The organism is Cytobacillus oceanisediminis 2691, assembly GCF_000294775.2.
GTDB classification, from domain to species: domain Bacteria; phylum Bacillota; class Bacilli; order Bacillales; family Cytobacillaceae; genus Cytobacillus; species Cytobacillus pseudoceanisediminis.
The window spans coordinates 4,007,108-4,021,903 of sequence record NZ_CP015506.1 but is presented as its reverse complement, the minus strand read 5'-3'; the positions used below and the strand labels follow the sequence as shown (position 1 = coordinate 4,021,903).

General features: G+C 42.5%; 18 protein-coding genes. 17 read left to right on the top strand and 1 reads right to left on the bottom strand.

The genetic code is table 11. The features are described from left to right. Positions 1-107 precede the first annotated feature (107 nt). The 16 genes from spoIIIAA (at position 108) to A361_RS20165 (ending at position 12,518) form a co-directional block, all read left to right on the top strand. Positions 108-1,031 carry a stage III sporulation protein AA gene (gene spoIIIAA / locus A361_RS20240; protein WP_019380189.1) on the top strand — a complete coding sequence of 308 codons (924 nt, stop codon included), beginning with the start codon at positions 108-110 and terminating at the stop codon, positions 1,029-1,031. Continuing rightward, positions 1,032-1,547 (top strand): stage III sporulation protein SpoIIIAB, encoded by a 516-nt coding sequence (gene spoIIIAB / locus A361_RS20235; RefSeq protein WP_009332906.1) that lies wholly within the window; start codon positions 1,032-1,034, stop codon positions 1,545-1,547. Between the two features lie 54 nt (positions 1,548-1,601). Further along, positions 1,602-1,808: a stage III sporulation protein AC gene (gene spoIIIAC, locus A361_RS20230; RefSeq protein WP_009332905.1), complete on the top strand. Its 207-nt coding sequence runs from the start codon at positions 1,602-1,604 to the stop codon at positions 1,806-1,808. Positions 1,809-1,823: 15 nt separating this feature from the next. Beyond that, positions 1,824-2,213, top strand: coding sequence for a stage III sporulation protein AD (gene spoIIIAD, locus A361_RS20225; RefSeq protein WP_172581968.1), 390 nt, complete (start codon positions 1,824-1,826; stop codon positions 2,211-2,213). A gap of 91 nt (positions 2,214-2,304) precedes the next feature. Continuing rightward, positions 2,305-3,504 carry a stage III sporulation protein AE gene (gene spoIIIAE / locus A361_RS20220; protein ID WP_019380190.1) on the top strand — a complete coding sequence of 400 codons (1,200 nt, stop codon included), beginning with the start codon at positions 2,305-2,307 and terminating at the stop codon, positions 3,502-3,504. Between the two features lie 12 nt (positions 3,505-3,516). Further along, positions 3,517-4,149 carry a stage III sporulation protein AF gene (gene spoIIIAF, locus A361_RS20215; RefSeq protein WP_009332902.1) on the top strand — a complete coding sequence of 211 codons (633 nt, stop codon included), beginning with the start codon at positions 3,517-3,519 and terminating at the stop codon, positions 4,147-4,149. Then, the gene (gene spoIIIAG / locus A361_RS20210; RefSeq protein WP_009332901.1) at positions 4,142-4,810 is read left to right on the top strand and encodes a stage III sporulation protein AG; all 669 of its coding nucleotides are present in this window, start codon (positions 4,142-4,144) and stop codon (positions 4,808-4,810) included. Before spoIIIAF ends, spoIIIAG begins: the two co-directional genes overlap by 8 nt. Positions 4,811-4,813: 3 nt before the next feature. Beyond that, positions 4,814-5,353 (top strand): SpoIIIAH-like family protein, encoded by a 540-nt coding sequence (locus tag A361_RS20205; protein ID WP_009332900.1) that lies wholly within the window; start codon positions 4,814-4,816, stop codon positions 5,351-5,353. A 378-nt stretch (positions 5,354-5,731) separates the two neighbouring features. Continuing rightward, on the top strand, positions 5,732-6,238 hold the full coding sequence (gene accB, locus A361_RS20200; protein ID WP_019380191.1) for an acetyl-CoA carboxylase biotin carboxyl carrier protein: 507 nt from the start codon (positions 5,732-5,734) through the stop codon (positions 6,236-6,238). Between the two features lie 13 nt (positions 6,239-6,251). Next, positions 6,252-7,604: an acetyl-CoA carboxylase biotin carboxylase subunit gene (accC, locus tag A361_RS20195; protein ID WP_009332898.1), complete on the top strand. Its 1,353-nt coding sequence runs from the start codon at positions 6,252-6,254 to the stop codon at positions 7,602-7,604. A 20-nt stretch (positions 7,605-7,624) separates the two neighbouring features. Further along, positions 7,625-8,032, top strand: coding sequence for an Asp23/Gls24 family envelope stress response protein (locus tag A361_RS20190; protein WP_009332897.1), 408 nt, complete (start codon positions 7,625-7,627; stop codon positions 8,030-8,032). A 278-nt stretch (positions 8,033-8,310) separates the two neighbouring features. Then, positions 8,311-8,700: a transcription antitermination factor NusB gene (nusB, locus tag A361_RS20185; RefSeq protein ID WP_019380192.1), complete on the top strand. Its 390-nt coding sequence runs from the start codon at positions 8,311-8,313 to the stop codon at positions 8,698-8,700. Between the two features lie 107 nt (positions 8,701-8,807). Beyond that, the gene (folD, locus tag A361_RS20180) at positions 8,808-9,683 is read left to right on the top strand and encodes a bifunctional methylenetetrahydrofolate dehydrogenase/methenyltetrahydrofolate cyclohydrolase FolD (RefSeq protein ID WP_009332895.1); all 876 of its coding nucleotides are present in this window, start codon (positions 8,808-8,810) and stop codon (positions 9,681-9,683) included. Between the two features lie 362 nt (positions 9,684-10,045). Continuing rightward, the gene (xseA, locus tag A361_RS20175; RefSeq protein ID WP_019380193.1) at positions 10,046-11,386 is read left to right on the top strand and encodes an exodeoxyribonuclease VII large subunit; all 1,341 of its coding nucleotides are present in this window, start codon (positions 10,046-10,048) and stop codon (positions 11,384-11,386) included. A 5-nt stretch (positions 11,387-11,391) separates the two neighbouring features. Then, positions 11,392-11,625: an exodeoxyribonuclease VII small subunit gene (gene xseB / locus A361_RS20170; protein WP_009332893.1), complete on the top strand. Its 234-nt coding sequence runs from the start codon at positions 11,392-11,394 to the stop codon at positions 11,623-11,625. Between the two features lie 2 nt (positions 11,626-11,627). Next, positions 11,628-12,518, top strand: coding sequence for a polyprenyl synthetase family protein (locus A361_RS20165; RefSeq protein ID WP_019380194.1), 891 nt, complete (start codon positions 11,628-11,630; stop codon positions 12,516-12,518). Positions 12,519-12,581: 63 nt separating this feature from the next. Here A361_RS20165 and A361_RS30025 read toward each other — a convergent pair whose 3' ends face one another. After that, complete coding sequence (locus A361_RS30025) at positions 12,582-12,740, bottom strand: hypothetical protein (protein ID WP_019380195.1); 159 nt, start codon at positions 12,738-12,740, stop codon at positions 12,582-12,584. Between the two features lie 162 nt (positions 12,741-12,902). On the opposite strand from A361_RS30025, the gene dxs reads away from it, so the two are divergent. Next, positions 12,903-14,795 (top strand): 1-deoxy-D-xylulose-5-phosphate synthase, encoded by a 1,893-nt coding sequence (dxs, locus tag A361_RS20160; RefSeq protein WP_019380196.1) that lies wholly within the window; start codon positions 12,903-12,905, stop codon positions 14,793-14,795. Position 14,796 lies beyond the last annotated feature (1 nt).

Genomic DNA, 14,796 nt, shown 5'->3' with positions numbered 1-14,796 from the left:
AAATAATTGTGAAGCTTGCAAATCTAAGTCATATTGTTTTGCCTCAGGCATACATTTTAAATAATGAGAAGCTAGTCCGAAATCAGATGATGAATGGAGGAGCAGACATGGAAACGATTATAGCCTTTTTGCCGAAAAAAATTGCCGAACAAATACAGAGAATCCCTCCGCAAATCTTAGAGGATCTGGAGGAAATCAGGGTCCGTATTTCCAGACCCATTGAGCTGACAGCAAGGGGGATGCCGCATTATCTCCCATATATAGTTGAGTCAGAGGATGCTGTGCATTTGCTGAATAAAATAAGCCATTTTTCCATTTACACACTGGAGGAAGAACTGAAGAGAGGTTATATCACGATTGAAGGCGGCCATAGGGTAGGACTAGCAGGGAAGGTCATTCTTGAACAAGGGAAGGTTAAGGCAATCAGGGATATTTCCTCTTTTAACATAAGAATTGCCAGGGAGAAAATTGGCATTGCCCAGAATCTGATTCCCAGAATTTACAGGGATGGGTGGCTGCATACCATGATTATTGGTCCGCCGCAGACTGGTAAAACCACCTTACTGCGCGACATTGCAAGAATCATTTCATCTGGTGATCCAAATAATGACTTTCCTGCCAGCAAGGTTGGGATTGTGGATGAACGCTCCGAAATAGCAGGATGTGTGAACGGGATTCCGCAAATGACATTTGGGAATAGAATTGATGTCCTTGATGCCTGTCCAAAAGCTGAAGGCATGATGATGATGATTCGTTCCATGAGCCCCGAGGTTCTGGTTGTTGATGAAATTGGCAGGCATGAAGATGCAGAGGCCATAATGGAGGCTGTAAATGCCGGAATAAAGCTGATAATGACTACACATGGGAATTCACTGGAAGAAATTAAGAAGCGCCCCACTTTAAAAGCCATATTGGAAATGGGCATTTTTCAGCGATTTATTGAACTGGGCAGGAAAGAAGGGCCAGGCAGCATTGTGTGCATTAGAAACTCAGACAGTGCGGGATATCCTCATAAAGCGGGCGTGATGTAAATGATGAAGGTTATTGGAGCTGTTTTGATCATCGTTGCTACAACGTGGGCAGGATTTGAAGCTTCGAGGCATCTGACCGAACGGCCGCGCCAGCTTCGCCAGCTTAAATCGGCACTGCAGTCCCTGGAGGCTGAAATTATGTATGGACATACGCCACTTCATGAAGCAGCCAGAAGACTTTCTGCCCAGCTTTCCAAGCCATTATCCTGGTTCTTTGAATCCTTTGCAAAGAAATTGACTGATTCCGAGACGACCGTTAAGGACGCCTGGGAAGAAAGTTTGAAGGAAATATGGAAAATGACGGCTTTTAAACAAGGGGAATTCGAGATTATGAAGCAATTTGGCGAAACACTTGGAAGACATGACCGTCTTTCCCAGCAAAAGCAGATTATGCTGACCCTTTCCCACCTGGAACGTGAAGAAGCAGATGCACATGACAGACAAGTGAAATACGAGAGAATGGTCAAAAGTCTGGGTTTTTTATCTGGATTGCTCTTAATCATTTTACTAATGTAGGAAACGCCGGCAGCCTGAATGCCGGACGCTGATCAGAGCTTAGGGGGAGAAAAGATGGGCCTAGAGGTAGATATCATATTTAAGATTGCAGGTGTCGGAATTGTTGTAGCCTTTTTGCATACTATTCTTGATCAGGTGGGCAAAAAGGAATACGCACAATGGGTGACGCTGTTCGGATTTATATATATCTTGTTCATGGTTGCTTCCATTGTAGATAACCTATTCCAAAAAATAAAATCTGTTTTTTTGTTTCAGGGTTAAAAGGGGGGCTCAGCCATTGAAATTCTGCAGATAGTCGGATTTTCGCTTGTAGCCACTTTCCTGGCGCTGATTGTTAAGGAGCAAAAACCCAATTTTGCTTTTTTGCTGATTGTTTTTGTCGGCTGTGCCATCTTTCTTTTTCTGGTAGACCAAATTTATGCCATTATCCATATGATTGAAAAGATTGCCGTCAATGCAAAGGTGAATATCGTATATGTTGAAACCATTTTAAAGATAATCGGAATAGCCTATATTGCTGAATTTGCAGCCCAGATCACGAAAGATGCAGGTCAGGGGGCCATTGCAGCAAAAATTGAAATGGGCGGGAAAATACTTATCCTCGCCATGGCTATCCCGATCCTTACTGTATTAATCGAAACCATCATTCGCATGATTCCGAGCTAGCTTATGCCGGCCTGCTGAATAGGCTGGGTGCCGGAATGGACAAGCACATATTGCGGGCATTAGACAGGGTCTTTTAAAAGAGGTGAAAAAAATGAAGCAAAGGATGCAGAAAACGTTATGGTTAAGCTTAATTCTATTCTTTTTCCTGGCACCAATTGTACAAGCCTCACCTAAGACCGGCGAAGCAGAGGAAACGATATCCCCCCAGGATTTAGTGGAATCACAGGTGGAGAAGTTAGATCTTAATGAATTGAAAGGGTTTTGGGAAGAAATCACAACAGAGTATGGAGGCTTTTTGCCTGAAAGCCAAAAGGGGAGCCTTTATGAATTTATAAAGGGAGAAAAAGAATTCTCACTAAAAGAGTGGGCTGCCGGCGCAATGAAGTTTGTGTTCCATGAGTTTATTGTAAATGGAAAACTGCTTGGAACCTTAATATTGCTGACGGTATTTAGCATGTTCCTCCAGTCCCTGCAGAATTCATTTGAAAAAAGCACTGTCAGTAAAGCGGCCTATTCAATCGTTTTCATGGTTTTAATAATTATTGCACTGAATAGCTTTCATGTTGCGATCACTTATACACAGGAAACCATTTCAACCATGGTGTCATTCATAATGGCTCTAATACCGCTGCTGCTTGCACTGATTGCTTCTTCGGGAGGTGTGGTATCCGCTGCTTTTTTCCACCCGGTGATTTTATTTCTGATGAATGTCAGCGGACTATTTATCCAGTATATCATCCTTCCACTCTTATTCTTATCCGCTCTGTTAAGCATCGTCAGTACATTGTCAGAGCATTACAAGGTAACCCAGCTTGCCAATCTGCTGCGGAATTGGAGCATAGGACTTCTCGGCATGTTCCTGACAGTCTTTTTAGGAGTCATTTCAGTTCAGGGAGCCTCAGCGGCGGTTACCGATGGAATTACCATACGTACAGCGAAATTTATTACTGGAAATTTCATTCCAGTCATTGGGAGGATGTTTACAGATGCGACCGATACAGTCATTAGCGCTTCGGTGCTATTGAAAAATACTGTTGGGATAGCAGGAGTCGCCATTCTCCTTATTATCGCAGCTTTTCCTGCAATCAAGATTTTAATGATTGCGTTTATATATAAATTCGCGGCTGCCATTTTACAGCCGCTGGGGGGAGGGCCGATCATATCCTGCCTGGATATAATCAGCAAAAGCATCATCTATGTTTTTGCCGCTCTGGCCATCGTCTCCCTGATGTTTTTCCTTAGTATTACGGTTATTATAGCAGCCGGTAATTTGACCATGATGGTCAGGTAGGGAGGGAATGAAGTGGATTTCATAAAAGAATGGGTAACGAACATCATATTATTTGTTCTGCTTGCCACTGTCATAGATATGCTCCTCCCCAATTCAAAGCTTCAGAAATACACAAAAATGGTGACAGGGCTGCTGCTGATTGCGATTATTCTTACACCGATTTTAAGAATTATATCAAGTGATTTTGAAGAGGCTCTTGTTTCAGTGCCAGTTTTTGAGGCATCTGGTGAAAAAAACATGGAAAATTTAATAGAAATGAAGAAAAAAGAAATACAAGCCTCAAGTGATGCATATATTTTAGAACAAATGGCTGTCCAAATGGAAAAGGACGCAGAAGAGGAGTTGATGGAACAGTACGGTCTGGAAATTGCCAACATTGATATTTTAGTAGATGAAAGCAGTGATCAAGCCTTCCCGGATAACCTGCAAAAGGTCATGATCCAACTTAAAGCAGAAGATGCAGAAGCAGAAGCTGTAGAAGTGGTTAAAACAGTGGATATCAATACCGGGGAACCTCTTCCATCCAGCGGACCCGATCATGAAGACACAAAAGGAATCGCTTCTTTTCTCGCACAAAAGTGGAATGTAGACGCAAACTCAATCGAAGTTCTGGCAGAAGGGGGGAATATGGATAAGGATGGATAATGAAAAAGGACCTTTCACGTGGATAAAAAAGATAATTTCCAAAGACGGGCAGTCTGACAAGAAGCCTGGGAAATTCCATTATTTGCTTCTAGTTCTCCTTTTTGGAGCAGCGATCATGCTGATCAGCAATACACTGTTTCAAGAAGACAGCTCCACCGAGGATTTGTCCGTTTTTAAAAATGGGGAAGAAGCGAAGCAGAAAGAAGAGGTGCCGGTATTCGGCCAGCAGAAATCCGGAGGAAATGATACAATCTCCAATTATGAAAAGGCATACGAAGCTCAAATAAAAGAGGCCCTTGATGCAATCGTAGGGGTTGAAGATGCAACAGTTGTGGTAAATGTGGATGCCACAGAGAAGAAAGTCCTTGAAAAAAATAAAACGACCCAAACACAGAAAACCGATGAAACTGATCGGGAAGGCGGCAAAAGGAAGGTTGAGGATCAGTCACAGGAAGAACAGCTTGTGATCGTCCGAAATGGAGAAAAAGAGGTTCCGATTGTCATAGAAACCAAGAAACCTGAAATAAGGGGAGTGCTGGTCGTGGCAAAAGGGGCAGAAAATATACAAGTGAAAAAATGGATTATTGAGGCAGTAACAAGGGCACTCGATGTCCCAAGTCATAGAGTATCCGTAATGCCTAAAAAAACAAAGGGGGAATAATAGATGCTTTTAAAGAAACAAACAGTCTGGCTTTTAACAATGCTAAGTTTGGTGGTTGTATTATCCGTATATTATGTAACATCTCCGGAGCAAAAAGGCAGTGACCTGGCTGCTATGGAAGAGAAGGCAAAGGGTGAAATGGAATCAGTTGAAAGTGAAGATGGCAAGGCGATTATTACAAACACTGCCAGTGATGAAATGTTTGAAACTTTGCGCCTTCAGCTTGACGATGAGCGCAGCCGCATGAAGGAAGACCTTACGTCAGTTCTTGGGCAAACAGATCTTCCGGCTGAAGAAAGAATGAAGGCAAAAGATCAAATTGATGAATTAAATGAAATCGCCCAAAAAGAAGCGATGCTTGAAACATTAATCAGAGCGATGGATTATGAAGATGTACTTGTCCGTGCTGACGGCAAGAAGGTTCAAATTACGGTTAAAGCAAAAGATCATTCAGCTTCTGCTGCAAACAATATCATTCAGGAAGTAAGGAACGAAATTGGACAGCTTGAGGCAGTCGCCGTTGAGTTCCAGGTTGAAAAGTAAATAATATAGAGGGAGCCTGCATAATTCCTGCGGGCTCCCTTTTATAATTTTATTTTATGTTTGGTAACTTTTTCATATAAGTGCATAATATAAAAGTCCTGTTTACTATAGAAATCTGGCTGAATTTCATGTAAAATCCTTAAATATTTCACAAAAAATTAGAAAAATATTAAAATGGAACACAGGATGGATAGAGAAATTATTATCCAGTACATAATAGGATGTTGAAGTTTTATAAGGTCTTATCGTATGATATTAGTATCTAGTCATAATTAAATCATGCAGAACATTCCTGCCGTATGTTCTAATTCTTTGCATCAAAAGGATAAATACGGATTAAAGGGATTGTCATGCAGTGAGAAAACAAGGGGTGCCAAAATGTTAAAAGTACAAGAAATCCGTGAACTGATTAAATTAGTTGATCAGTCAAATATTGATGAATTTGTATATGAGCATGAAGGTTCAAAAATTAAGATGAAGAAAAAGGGCAATGAAGCAGCCGTTGTTCAGCAAGTTCAGCCGGCAGCTGTTCAAGCGATAGCTCCTGCTCCGCAGCCAGTCCAGCCAGCTGCTGTAAAAGTGGAAGAGCCAAAAGCAGAAGCGCCAGCGCAAGTGCCGGCACCACAGGCTGATGCCGCGGAAGATTTACATAAGATTGTTTCACCAATGGTAGGGACCTTTTATCAATCATCTTCACCTGATGCCGATGCTTATGTAAAAGCCGGCTCCAAGGTTACAAAAGATTCCATTGTCTGCATTGTAGAAGCAATGAAGTTATTTAATGAAATTGAAGCAGAAGTTAATGGCGAAATTGTAGAAGTGCTTGTAAAGGATGGCCAGTTAGTAGAATATGGCCAGCCACTATTTTTAGTAAAGCCTGAATAAGGAGCGGTTACAGATGATCAAAAAACTCTTGATTGCCAACAGAGGAGAAATAGCGGTGCGCATCATTAGGGCAGCCCGCGAGATGGGGATAGAATCTGTAGCTGTATTTTCAGAAGCTGACAGGGAAGCACTCCATGTTCAGCTGGCCGATGAGGCTTACTGCATTGGCCCAACAGCGTCAAAGGACAGCTATTTGAATTTCACCAATATAATTAGTGTCGCTAAGCTTACAGGATGTGACGCGATCCATCCAGGTTATGGATTCCTTGCTGAAAATGCGGACTTTGCTGAACTGTGCAGAGAATGCAATATTATCTTTGTCGGCCCGACTCCAGAAGCCATCAGCAAAATGGGCACAAAGGATATTGCAAGGGAAACCATGAAGGAAGCAGGAGTACCGATTGTTCCTGGCTCCAACGGAATCATAAAGGATACAGAAGATGCTATTCAGCTTGCTGAAAAGATTGAATATCCGGTAATTATTAAAGCGACTGCCGGCGGAGGCGGGAAAGGAATCCGTGTAGCCCGTACTGAGCAAGAGCTTATTAAAGGAATTACGATCACTCAGCAGGAAGCACTAACGGCTTTCGGAAATCCTGGCGTTTATATTGAAAAATATATTGAGGACTTCCGCCATGTGGAGATCCAGGTTCTTGCAGATAATTACGGGAACACCGTTCATCTGGGAGAAAGGGATTGCTCCATTCAAAGGCGTCTGCAAAAGCTGCTGGAGGAAACGCCTTCACCTGCCCTTGACGGGGAAACACGCGAAGAAATGGGAAATGCAGCTGTTAAAGCAGCAAAAGCGGTTGATTATACAGGCGCTGGCACGATAGAATTTATATACGATTATCAAAATCGCAAATTCTATTTCATGGAAATGAACACGCGTATTCAAGTGGAGCATCCAGTTACAGAAATGGTTACAGGGGTCGATTTAATCAAGGAGCAAATTAAGGTTGCTTCAGGTGAAAAGCTTAATTTCACACAGAGTGATGTTACTTTTAGCGGCTGGTCGATCGAATGCAGAATTAATGCGGAAAACCCTGAGAAGAACTTTATGCCATCAGCAGGAAAGATCAATATGTACCTGCCTCCTGGCGGGCTGGGTGTCAGAGTGGACTCTGCTGCCTACCCTGGCTATATGATTCCTCCATATTACGATTCAATGATTGCAAAAGTGATCACTTACGGCAATACTAGAGAAGAAGCCATTTCCCGAATGAAACGGGCATTAAGTGAATTTGTAGTGGAAGGGGTACATACAACAATCCCATTCCACCTCAAGCTCCTAAGCCACGAAAACTTTGTGGAAGGGCAGTTTAATACGAAATTTCTTGAATTGCATGATGTAATGAATTCTTAAAGACTTGTGGAGGTGCTAAAATGAGCGAAAATAATATTCTCGAAATGAGCCCTGAAAATTCTGGCCTTGGCAAGGTGGAAATTGCACCGGAAGTTATTGAGGTTATTGCCGGCATTGCTGCTTCGGAAGTAGAAGGCGTAGCGCAAATGCGCGGAAACTTTGCTACAGGAGTGGTTGAAAGGCTCGGTAAGAAGAACCATGGCAAAGGCGTAAAAGTCGAATTAACAGAAGAAGGCATCAAAGTTGATGTATATTGTCTGATGAAATTCGGCGTCTCCATTCCAAGCGTTGCCCAAAAAATTCAGGATAACATCCGTCAGGCCCTCCTGAATATGACAGCCCTTGACGCCCAGGAAGTAAACATCCACGTAGTAGGAATCATGTTTGAAAACCAAAAGCATGAGGTTGAATACGAACAGGAAATGTAACCCACCATCAAGCCAAAGACATAGAATTCGTCTTTGGCTTTTCTCATGGTTCAGTCTCCTTCATCATTCACTCCTTAAGACGTAATAAAGGAGTTTTTAAAGGGAAAATTAAATTTATAAGTTTCCAGCCTGAAATCATGTTTCTGTCCAAACATAATGCTCTTGTTGTAGTGCGAAGATTCCTTACTTATGCTATTATCTTCTTATGCAATTTTTGGACGTGCAAATGCTCAAAAATGAAAAATTACTATGTTAAGCCATAAAGGGGTTTTATAAAGATGAAGAGAAGAACAGCCAGAGAAAAAGCATTGCAGGCTTTATTTCAAATTGATGTAAGCCAGGCAGAACCGGAGACCGCCATCGAACATGTTTTAGAGGGTGAAAAAAGCGATGAGTACCTAAACAAACTAGTATCGGGTGTCCTGCAGCATAAAGAAACAATTGATGGCAAAATCAAAGGATTTCTTGAAAAATGGACACTGGAGAGGCTTGCTACTGTAGACCGCAATCTTCTGCGCTTATCCGTTTACGAGCTGCTGTATTTAGCGGAGGAAGTCCCGGCCAATGTGGTGCTCGATGAAGCTATTGAAATCGCCAAACTTTACGGTGATGATCAATCAAGCAAGTTTATTAATGGTGTTTTATCAAAGGTAAAAGAAAAGCTTTAAAAATAATAGAGTTCTGACTCATACTGGATGTGCTGGCACTTTTTAGATGCAAGCGAGCCGGCAGTCCTTATCATAGGCGCTTCCGAGTTCCTGATAGGGGGATGAAAATGGCTGCAGAATTAATAGATGGAAAAGAAATTGCAAGAAAGAAACAGGATCATATCGGTTCAGAAGTTCAAAAGCTGAAGGCGGAAGGGATCACGCCAGGCCTGGCCGTTATTTTAGCAGGGAATAATCAGGCATCCAGGACATATGTGAAAAACAAGCAGAAAACATGCGATAAGCTGGGAATGAATTCTATGCTTATTGAACTTCCCGAAAGCGTCAGTGAGCAAGAGCTTATCAGAAAAATCACTGAGTTAAACGAAAGTGAAGATATCCATGGAATCCTTGTCCAGCTTCCGCTCCCAAGCCATATTAATGAAAAAGCCATCATCGAGGCCATATCTCCTGACAAAGATGTAGATGGGTTTCATCCCATAAATATTGGCAGGATGATGACAGCTCAGGATGCATTTATCCCCTGTACTCCCGCAGGGATAATTGAAATGCTGGATAGCATTGGTACAGACATTTCCGGAAAGCATGTAGTGGTTATTGGGAGAAGCAACATTGTAGGAAAGCCCGCCGGGCAGCTGTTCCTCAATGAAGACGCTACTGTCACATACTGCCATTCGAAAACGGCTGATTTGAAGGAATATACAAAGCGGGCGGATATACTGGTGGCAGCAGCAGGCAAAGCGAAATTAATCACGAAAGACCACGTTAAAAATGGTGCAATCGTGATAGATGTCGGCATGAATCGAAATGAGGGAGGAAAGCTTTGCGGCGATGTTGATTTCGAGGCAGTGAAGCACAAAGCAGGATTTATTACTCCTGTTCCAGGCGGAGTGGGGCCGATGACAATTACCATGTTAATGCATAATACGCTAAAAGCAGCAAAGCTTTCCATAAGCAAAGTTAAAAGTAATGGCCGCCATTGATGCAAAATCTGTCCATTTCCATTATCCTGTATTTAGGAAACCTGTCATGCAGGAAAAAGCATGCAGGCAGAATGGAAGGACAGTTTTTTTGATAGATAGGAAAGTATAACCTTGAACTTTGATAACTGTCCAGCTTCGCAAGGAAAGCTTCGACAGCTTTATCATCGCACGAATAAAAGCGCTAGCTTTTAGAAGGAGCGCCTACCCCCTCGAGATCATAAGCCGTGCCTCACAAAAAGGCAAAGAACGCCTTTCTATGAGTCGCGTCTTGTGCTTATCAGTGGTGGGCAAGGCGCTTGTGCTTTTCTTGCGTTATTGCTCTGCAGGAGATGCAATGCAGCTTCAGCATAAAGGAGATTGTTATGAAGGAACAGCAGTATCTGACAGTAAACGCACTGACCAAATACATAAAACGAAAATTTGATGCCGACCCTCATCTGCAAAATATTTTGGTTAAGGGGGAAATCTCAAACTTTAAACAGCATTCAAGCGGTCATATGTACTTCACTTTAAAGGATGAGAAAGCCCGAATTTTAGCCGTAATGTTTGCAGGAAATGCGAGGACAATGAAATTCAGGCCGGAAAATGGCATGAAAGTCTTAGTTCGCGGAGCCATATCCGTTTATGAATCCAGCGGGCAATATCAAATATACGTACAGGAAATGCAGCCCGACGGGATAGGAGAACTTTATCTGGCTTATGAACAGCTTAAAGAAAAACTTGAGAAAGAAGGATTCTTTTCACCTGCGCATAAAAAAGATATACCGCGTTATCCAAAAACAGTTGCGATAATCACATCCCCTACTGGAGCTGCAATCAGAGATATTTTGACAACGCTCAAAAGGCGCTATCCAATTGCGAACATACTTATATACCCTGCGCTTGTTCAGGGGAACCAGGCAGCTCCCTCAATTGTGAAAGCGATAACGGAAGCTAATACCTCCAGGGATGCAGATGTCTTAATCATCGGACGGGGCGGAGGCTCCATTGAAGAGCTTTGGGCCTTTAATGAAGAAGCCGTAGCAAGGGCAATATTTAAGTCTGAAATACCTATAATTTCAGCTGTAGGCCATGAAACGGATTTTACAATAGCAGATTTTGTTGCAGATTTAAGGGCCCCAACCCCAACGGGAGCTGCAGAATTGGCTGTTCCGCATATCGATGACTTGACGGAAAGACTTTTCAACAGGCAATCACGGCTGATAAGAGCGATGAAAGAACAAGTTGCACTGCAAAATGAAAGGCTTCTAAGGGTGCAGAAATCATACGCTTTCCGGTACCCGCAAAAATTGTATGAGCAAAAAATGGAACAGCTGGATAAAGTGACCGAACAGCTAATGAGAGGTTCAAGAAGGCTGCACGATTTAAAGCTTGAGCAGGCAGAAACCCTGCAAAAAAGGCTGGTTCGGAGTCATCCAGGGCAGCTGAAGAATCAGGCGAAAGAAAACAATGATCGGCTTCATAAACTTTTAAACAGAACAATGACAAACATCCTGGCTGCAAAAGAAAAGGACTTTGCGAGAGTTATTTCAACCCTCGAGGCGCTCAGTCCGCTAAAAATTATGGATAGGGGCTATAGCCTTGCTTATACAGAAAATGAAACCCTGATAAAGACCGTGTCCCAAGTTAAAGCGGATGATATGATAAAATTGAAGGTGTCTGATGGAAGCATTGAATGCAAGGTAACGGATATTGAGGAGTGAATGGCATGGCGGATGAAAAACAACTTTCATTTGAACAAGCAATGGAAGAACTTGAAGTTATTGTGGAAAAGCTTGAAGAGGGAGATGTTCCCCTTGAAGAGGCTATTAATATTTATAAAAAAGGCATGGAGCTTTCAAAATTATGCCATGATAAGCTTAAAAATGTAGAATCACAGCTTACGGAAATACTGGCGGAGGATGGCCGTAAATCGAACTTTGCCATTCCGGAGGAGGAATAATTTTGCATCAATCCTTAAGTTCTTTCTCTGAACTGCATAAAGAGAAACTGGAAATTCATTTAAAGGATTACGTACATAAATTAAATGCTCCTCCTGAGGTCAAGGAATCAATGCTGTATTCACTTGAAGCCGGAGGAAAGCGGATAAGGCCAATGCTGTTATTTGCTTCATTGGCTGCTTTTGGCGAGGATACGTCGAAAGGGCTGTGGACTGCGGCGGCGATTGAAATGGTCCATACTTATTCGCTCATTCACGATGACTTGCCAAGCATGGATAATGATGACTTAAGAAGAGGCAAACCGACGAACCATAAAGTATTTGGAGAAGCATTCGCCATCCTGGCAGGCGATGCCTTGCTTACATACAGCTTCCAAACAATTGCGGAAACGCCTGACGAATTTGCTTCTGCTGAAACAAAGCTTTCTTTAATTAAAGAGCTGTCGAAAGCTTCCGGTGCTGAGGGGATGGTAGGCGGCCAGGCAGCAGACATTAAAGGGGAAGGCAAGCAGCTGGGCTTAGAGGATCTTGAGTACATCCACTTGCACAAAACGGGCAAACTGCTGGAATGCAGTGTTGTATCAGGAGCAATTTTGGCAAATGCCAGTCAGGAAACAATTCAGGCTCTATCTAAATTTGCCTATCACCTGGGACTGGCTTTTCAAATCAGGGATGATATCCTCGACCTTGAAGGGACAGAGGAGATAATCGGGAAGCCTGTAGGCAGTGATGAATCAAAAGATAAAAGTACTTATCCATCTCTTCTTTCAATGAGCGGGGCGAAAGAGGCGCTTGAAGAACATATCAGATCTGCAAAAGAAAAGCTGAGGGAAACAGGCCTTCAAACAGAGCTGCTCGAAGAAATAACAGATCTAATTGCAAACAGGGATCACTAAATCGGAAGTCAGGGTGCCAAAAATGAATTAGAAAAACGATGGTCTTGCCGCTGTACTTTTGTATCAGCGGCATTTGCTGTTTAATAAAATGATGGTCTTCAATGTGTATATTTTGGTATCATAGGAATTGCTGCTGGAGAAGCTTGCACTTTTTTTCCTGTGGATGCATTGGCCAGCGGAAGAGACACCATCAAGACTAAAGCTGTTTAATATGAAAAGCATTTGGAAAATCTCCTGTAATAAGGTAATCTTAAGATACTATCTTTTAGACAGGCTAGACGCTGTAATAAATAGGCTTGTTTTGTTTAGGCTTATACAAACACTGCCTAACATTACGTAAAAAGAAAACGGATGAATAAGAAACGAAAGTGAGTGGTCCGCAGTATGGATCTGTTATCAATTAAAGACCCTTCCTTTTTAAAAGGGCTCTCGAATAAAGAATTGGAAAGTTTGAGTCAGGATATCCGCACTTTTCTAATAGAAAAGCTTTCAGGCACCGGGGGGCATATTGGGCCTAATCTTGGAGTTGTTGAGCTGACTGTCGCATTGCATAAATGTTTTGACAGTCCGAAGGATAAAATTATTTGGGATGTCGGACATCAGTCTTACGTCCATAAAATTCTTACGGGCCGTGCGTGTCAATTCGATACTTTAAGACAATATAAAGGTCTTTGCGGTTTTCCGAAAATGATTGAAAGCGAGCATGATGTATGGGAAACGGGGCACAGCTCCACTTCTTTATCTGCAGCAATGGGAATGGCTATTGCCAGAGACTTGAAAAAAGAGAACAATTATGTCATTCCAGTAATTGGGGACGGTGCATTAACAGGCGGAATGGCTTTAGAAGCCTTAAACCATATCGGTCATGAAAAAAAGGACATGATTGTCATATTAAATGATAATGAAATGTCAATTGCACCTAATGTTGGTGCTCTTCACAATGTACTTGGAAGGTTAAGGACTGCAGGCAAGTATAATTGGGTGAAAGATGAACTTGAATATTTATTAAAAAAGGTTCCGGCAGTCGGCGGAAAGTTGGCCTCAACTGCTGAAAGACTGAAAGATAGCCTAAAGTATCTGTTTGTGTCAGGCATGTTCTTCGAAGAATTAGGTTTTACCTATTTGGGACCTGTCGATGGGCATAACTATGAAGCCTTATTCGAGAACCTTGCTTATGCTAAGAAAACAGAAGGCCCAGTGCTCCTCCATGTTATAACGAAAAAAGGAAAAGGCTATCACCCTGCAGAAAGCGACCGGGTTGGCACATGGCATGGTACGGGACCTTATAAAATGGAAACAGGCGACTTTTTGAAACCTGCAAGTACACCGCCAGCATGGAGCAAGCTTGTCTCGGAAACCGTCAGGAAGCTTGCGAGAGAAGATGAAAGAATCGTTGCAATTACTCCTGCAATGCCTGTTGGCTCGAAGCTTGAAGGCTTTGCAAGTGAATTTCCGGATCGGATGTACGATGTTGGTATTGCTGAACAGCACGCAGCAACGGTAGCTGCCGGGCTGGCAACCCAAAACATGAAGCCGTTTCTTGCAATTTATTCTACTTTCCTGCAGCGTGCTTATGACCAGGTGGTACACGATATTGCTCGCCAGAACTTGAATGTATTTATCGGAATAGACCGGGCAGGACTTGTGGGTGCAGATGGTGAAACCCATCAGGGTGTATTCGATATTGCGTTTTTAAGGCATTTGCCGAATATGGTATTGATGATGCCAAAAGATGAAAATGAAGGCCAGCATATGGTAAAAACAGCTATAGAATATAATGATGGCCCTATCGCAATGCGTTTCCCGCGCGGAAATGGCATAGGAGTACCTATGGACACAGAACTTAAGCCAATTCCAATTGGAACATGGGAAGTTCTGCTCGATGGCAATGATGGAGCGATTTTAACCTTTGGGACAACCATTCCAATGGCTTTGAAGGCAGCACAAATCCTGGAGAAACAGGGACACTCCATTAAAGTCATTAATGCAAGGTTTATTAAGCCGCTTGATGAAAAGATGCTGCATGAATTGTTCACAGCCAATATGCCAATTCTCACTATAGAAGAAGCTGTGCTGCAGGGTGGCTTTGGCAGTGCAATTCTTGAATATGCTCACGAACATGGCTTCCATCATGCGGAAATCGACCGTATGGGGATACCTGATAAATTTATTGAGCATGGCAGTGTAAATGAACTATTAGAAGAAATCGGCATGACTTCAGAAGATGTTGTTGAGAGAATGGGAAAACTGGCAAGAAAAAAACAAAAAAGGGCTTAAA

What these genes read in the sequence shown, in the direction of transcription:
- spoIIIAA (WP_019380189.1), top strand. Translation starts at nt 108, where the DNA reads ATGGAAACGATTATAGCCTTTTTGCCGAAAAAAATTGCCGAACAAATA.
- spoIIIAB (WP_009332906.1), top strand. Translation starts at nt 1,032, where the DNA reads ATGATGAAGGTTATTGGAGCTGTTTTGATCATCGTTGCTACAACGTGG.
- spoIIIAC (WP_009332905.1), top strand. Translation starts at nt 1,602, where the DNA reads ATGGGCCTAGAGGTAGATATCATATTTAAGATTGCAGGTGTCGGAATT.
- spoIIIAE (WP_019380190.1), top strand. Translation starts at nt 2,305, where the DNA reads ATGAAGCAAAGGATGCAGAAAACGTTATGGTTAAGCTTAATTCTATTC.
- spoIIIAG (WP_009332901.1), top strand. Translation starts at nt 4,142, where the DNA reads ATGGATAATGAAAAAGGACCTTTCACGTGGATAAAAAAGATAATTTCC.
- A361_RS20205 (WP_009332900.1), top strand. Translation starts at nt 4,814, where the DNA reads ATGCTTTTAAAGAAACAAACAGTCTGGCTTTTAACAATGCTAAGTTTG.
- accB (WP_019380191.1), top strand. Translation starts at nt 5,732, where the DNA reads ATGTTAAAAGTACAAGAAATCCGTGAACTGATTAAATTAGTTGATCAG.
- accC (WP_009332898.1), top strand. Translation starts at nt 6,252, where the DNA reads ATGATCAAAAAACTCTTGATTGCCAACAGAGGAGAAATAGCGGTGCGC.
- A361_RS20190 (WP_009332897.1), top strand. Translation starts at nt 7,625, where the DNA reads ATGAGCGAAAATAATATTCTCGAAATGAGCCCTGAAAATTCTGGCCTT.
- nusB (WP_019380192.1), top strand. Translation starts at nt 8,311, where the DNA reads ATGAAGAGAAGAACAGCCAGAGAAAAAGCATTGCAGGCTTTATTTCAA.
- folD (WP_009332895.1), top strand. Translation starts at nt 8,808, where the DNA reads ATGGCTGCAGAATTAATAGATGGAAAAGAAATTGCAAGAAAGAAACAG.
- xseA (WP_019380193.1), top strand. Translation starts at nt 10,046, where the DNA reads ATGAAGGAACAGCAGTATCTGACAGTAAACGCACTGACCAAATACATA.
- xseB (WP_009332893.1), top strand. Translation starts at nt 11,392, where the DNA reads ATGGCGGATGAAAAACAACTTTCATTTGAACAAGCAATGGAAGAACTT.
- A361_RS30025 (WP_019380195.1), bottom strand. Translation starts at nt 12,740, where the DNA reads ATGCTTTTCATATTAAACAGCTTTAGTCTTGATGGTGTCTCTTCCGCT.
- dxs (WP_019380196.1), top strand. Translation starts at nt 12,903, where the DNA reads ATGGATCTGTTATCAATTAAAGACCCTTCCTTTTTAAAAGGGCTCTCG.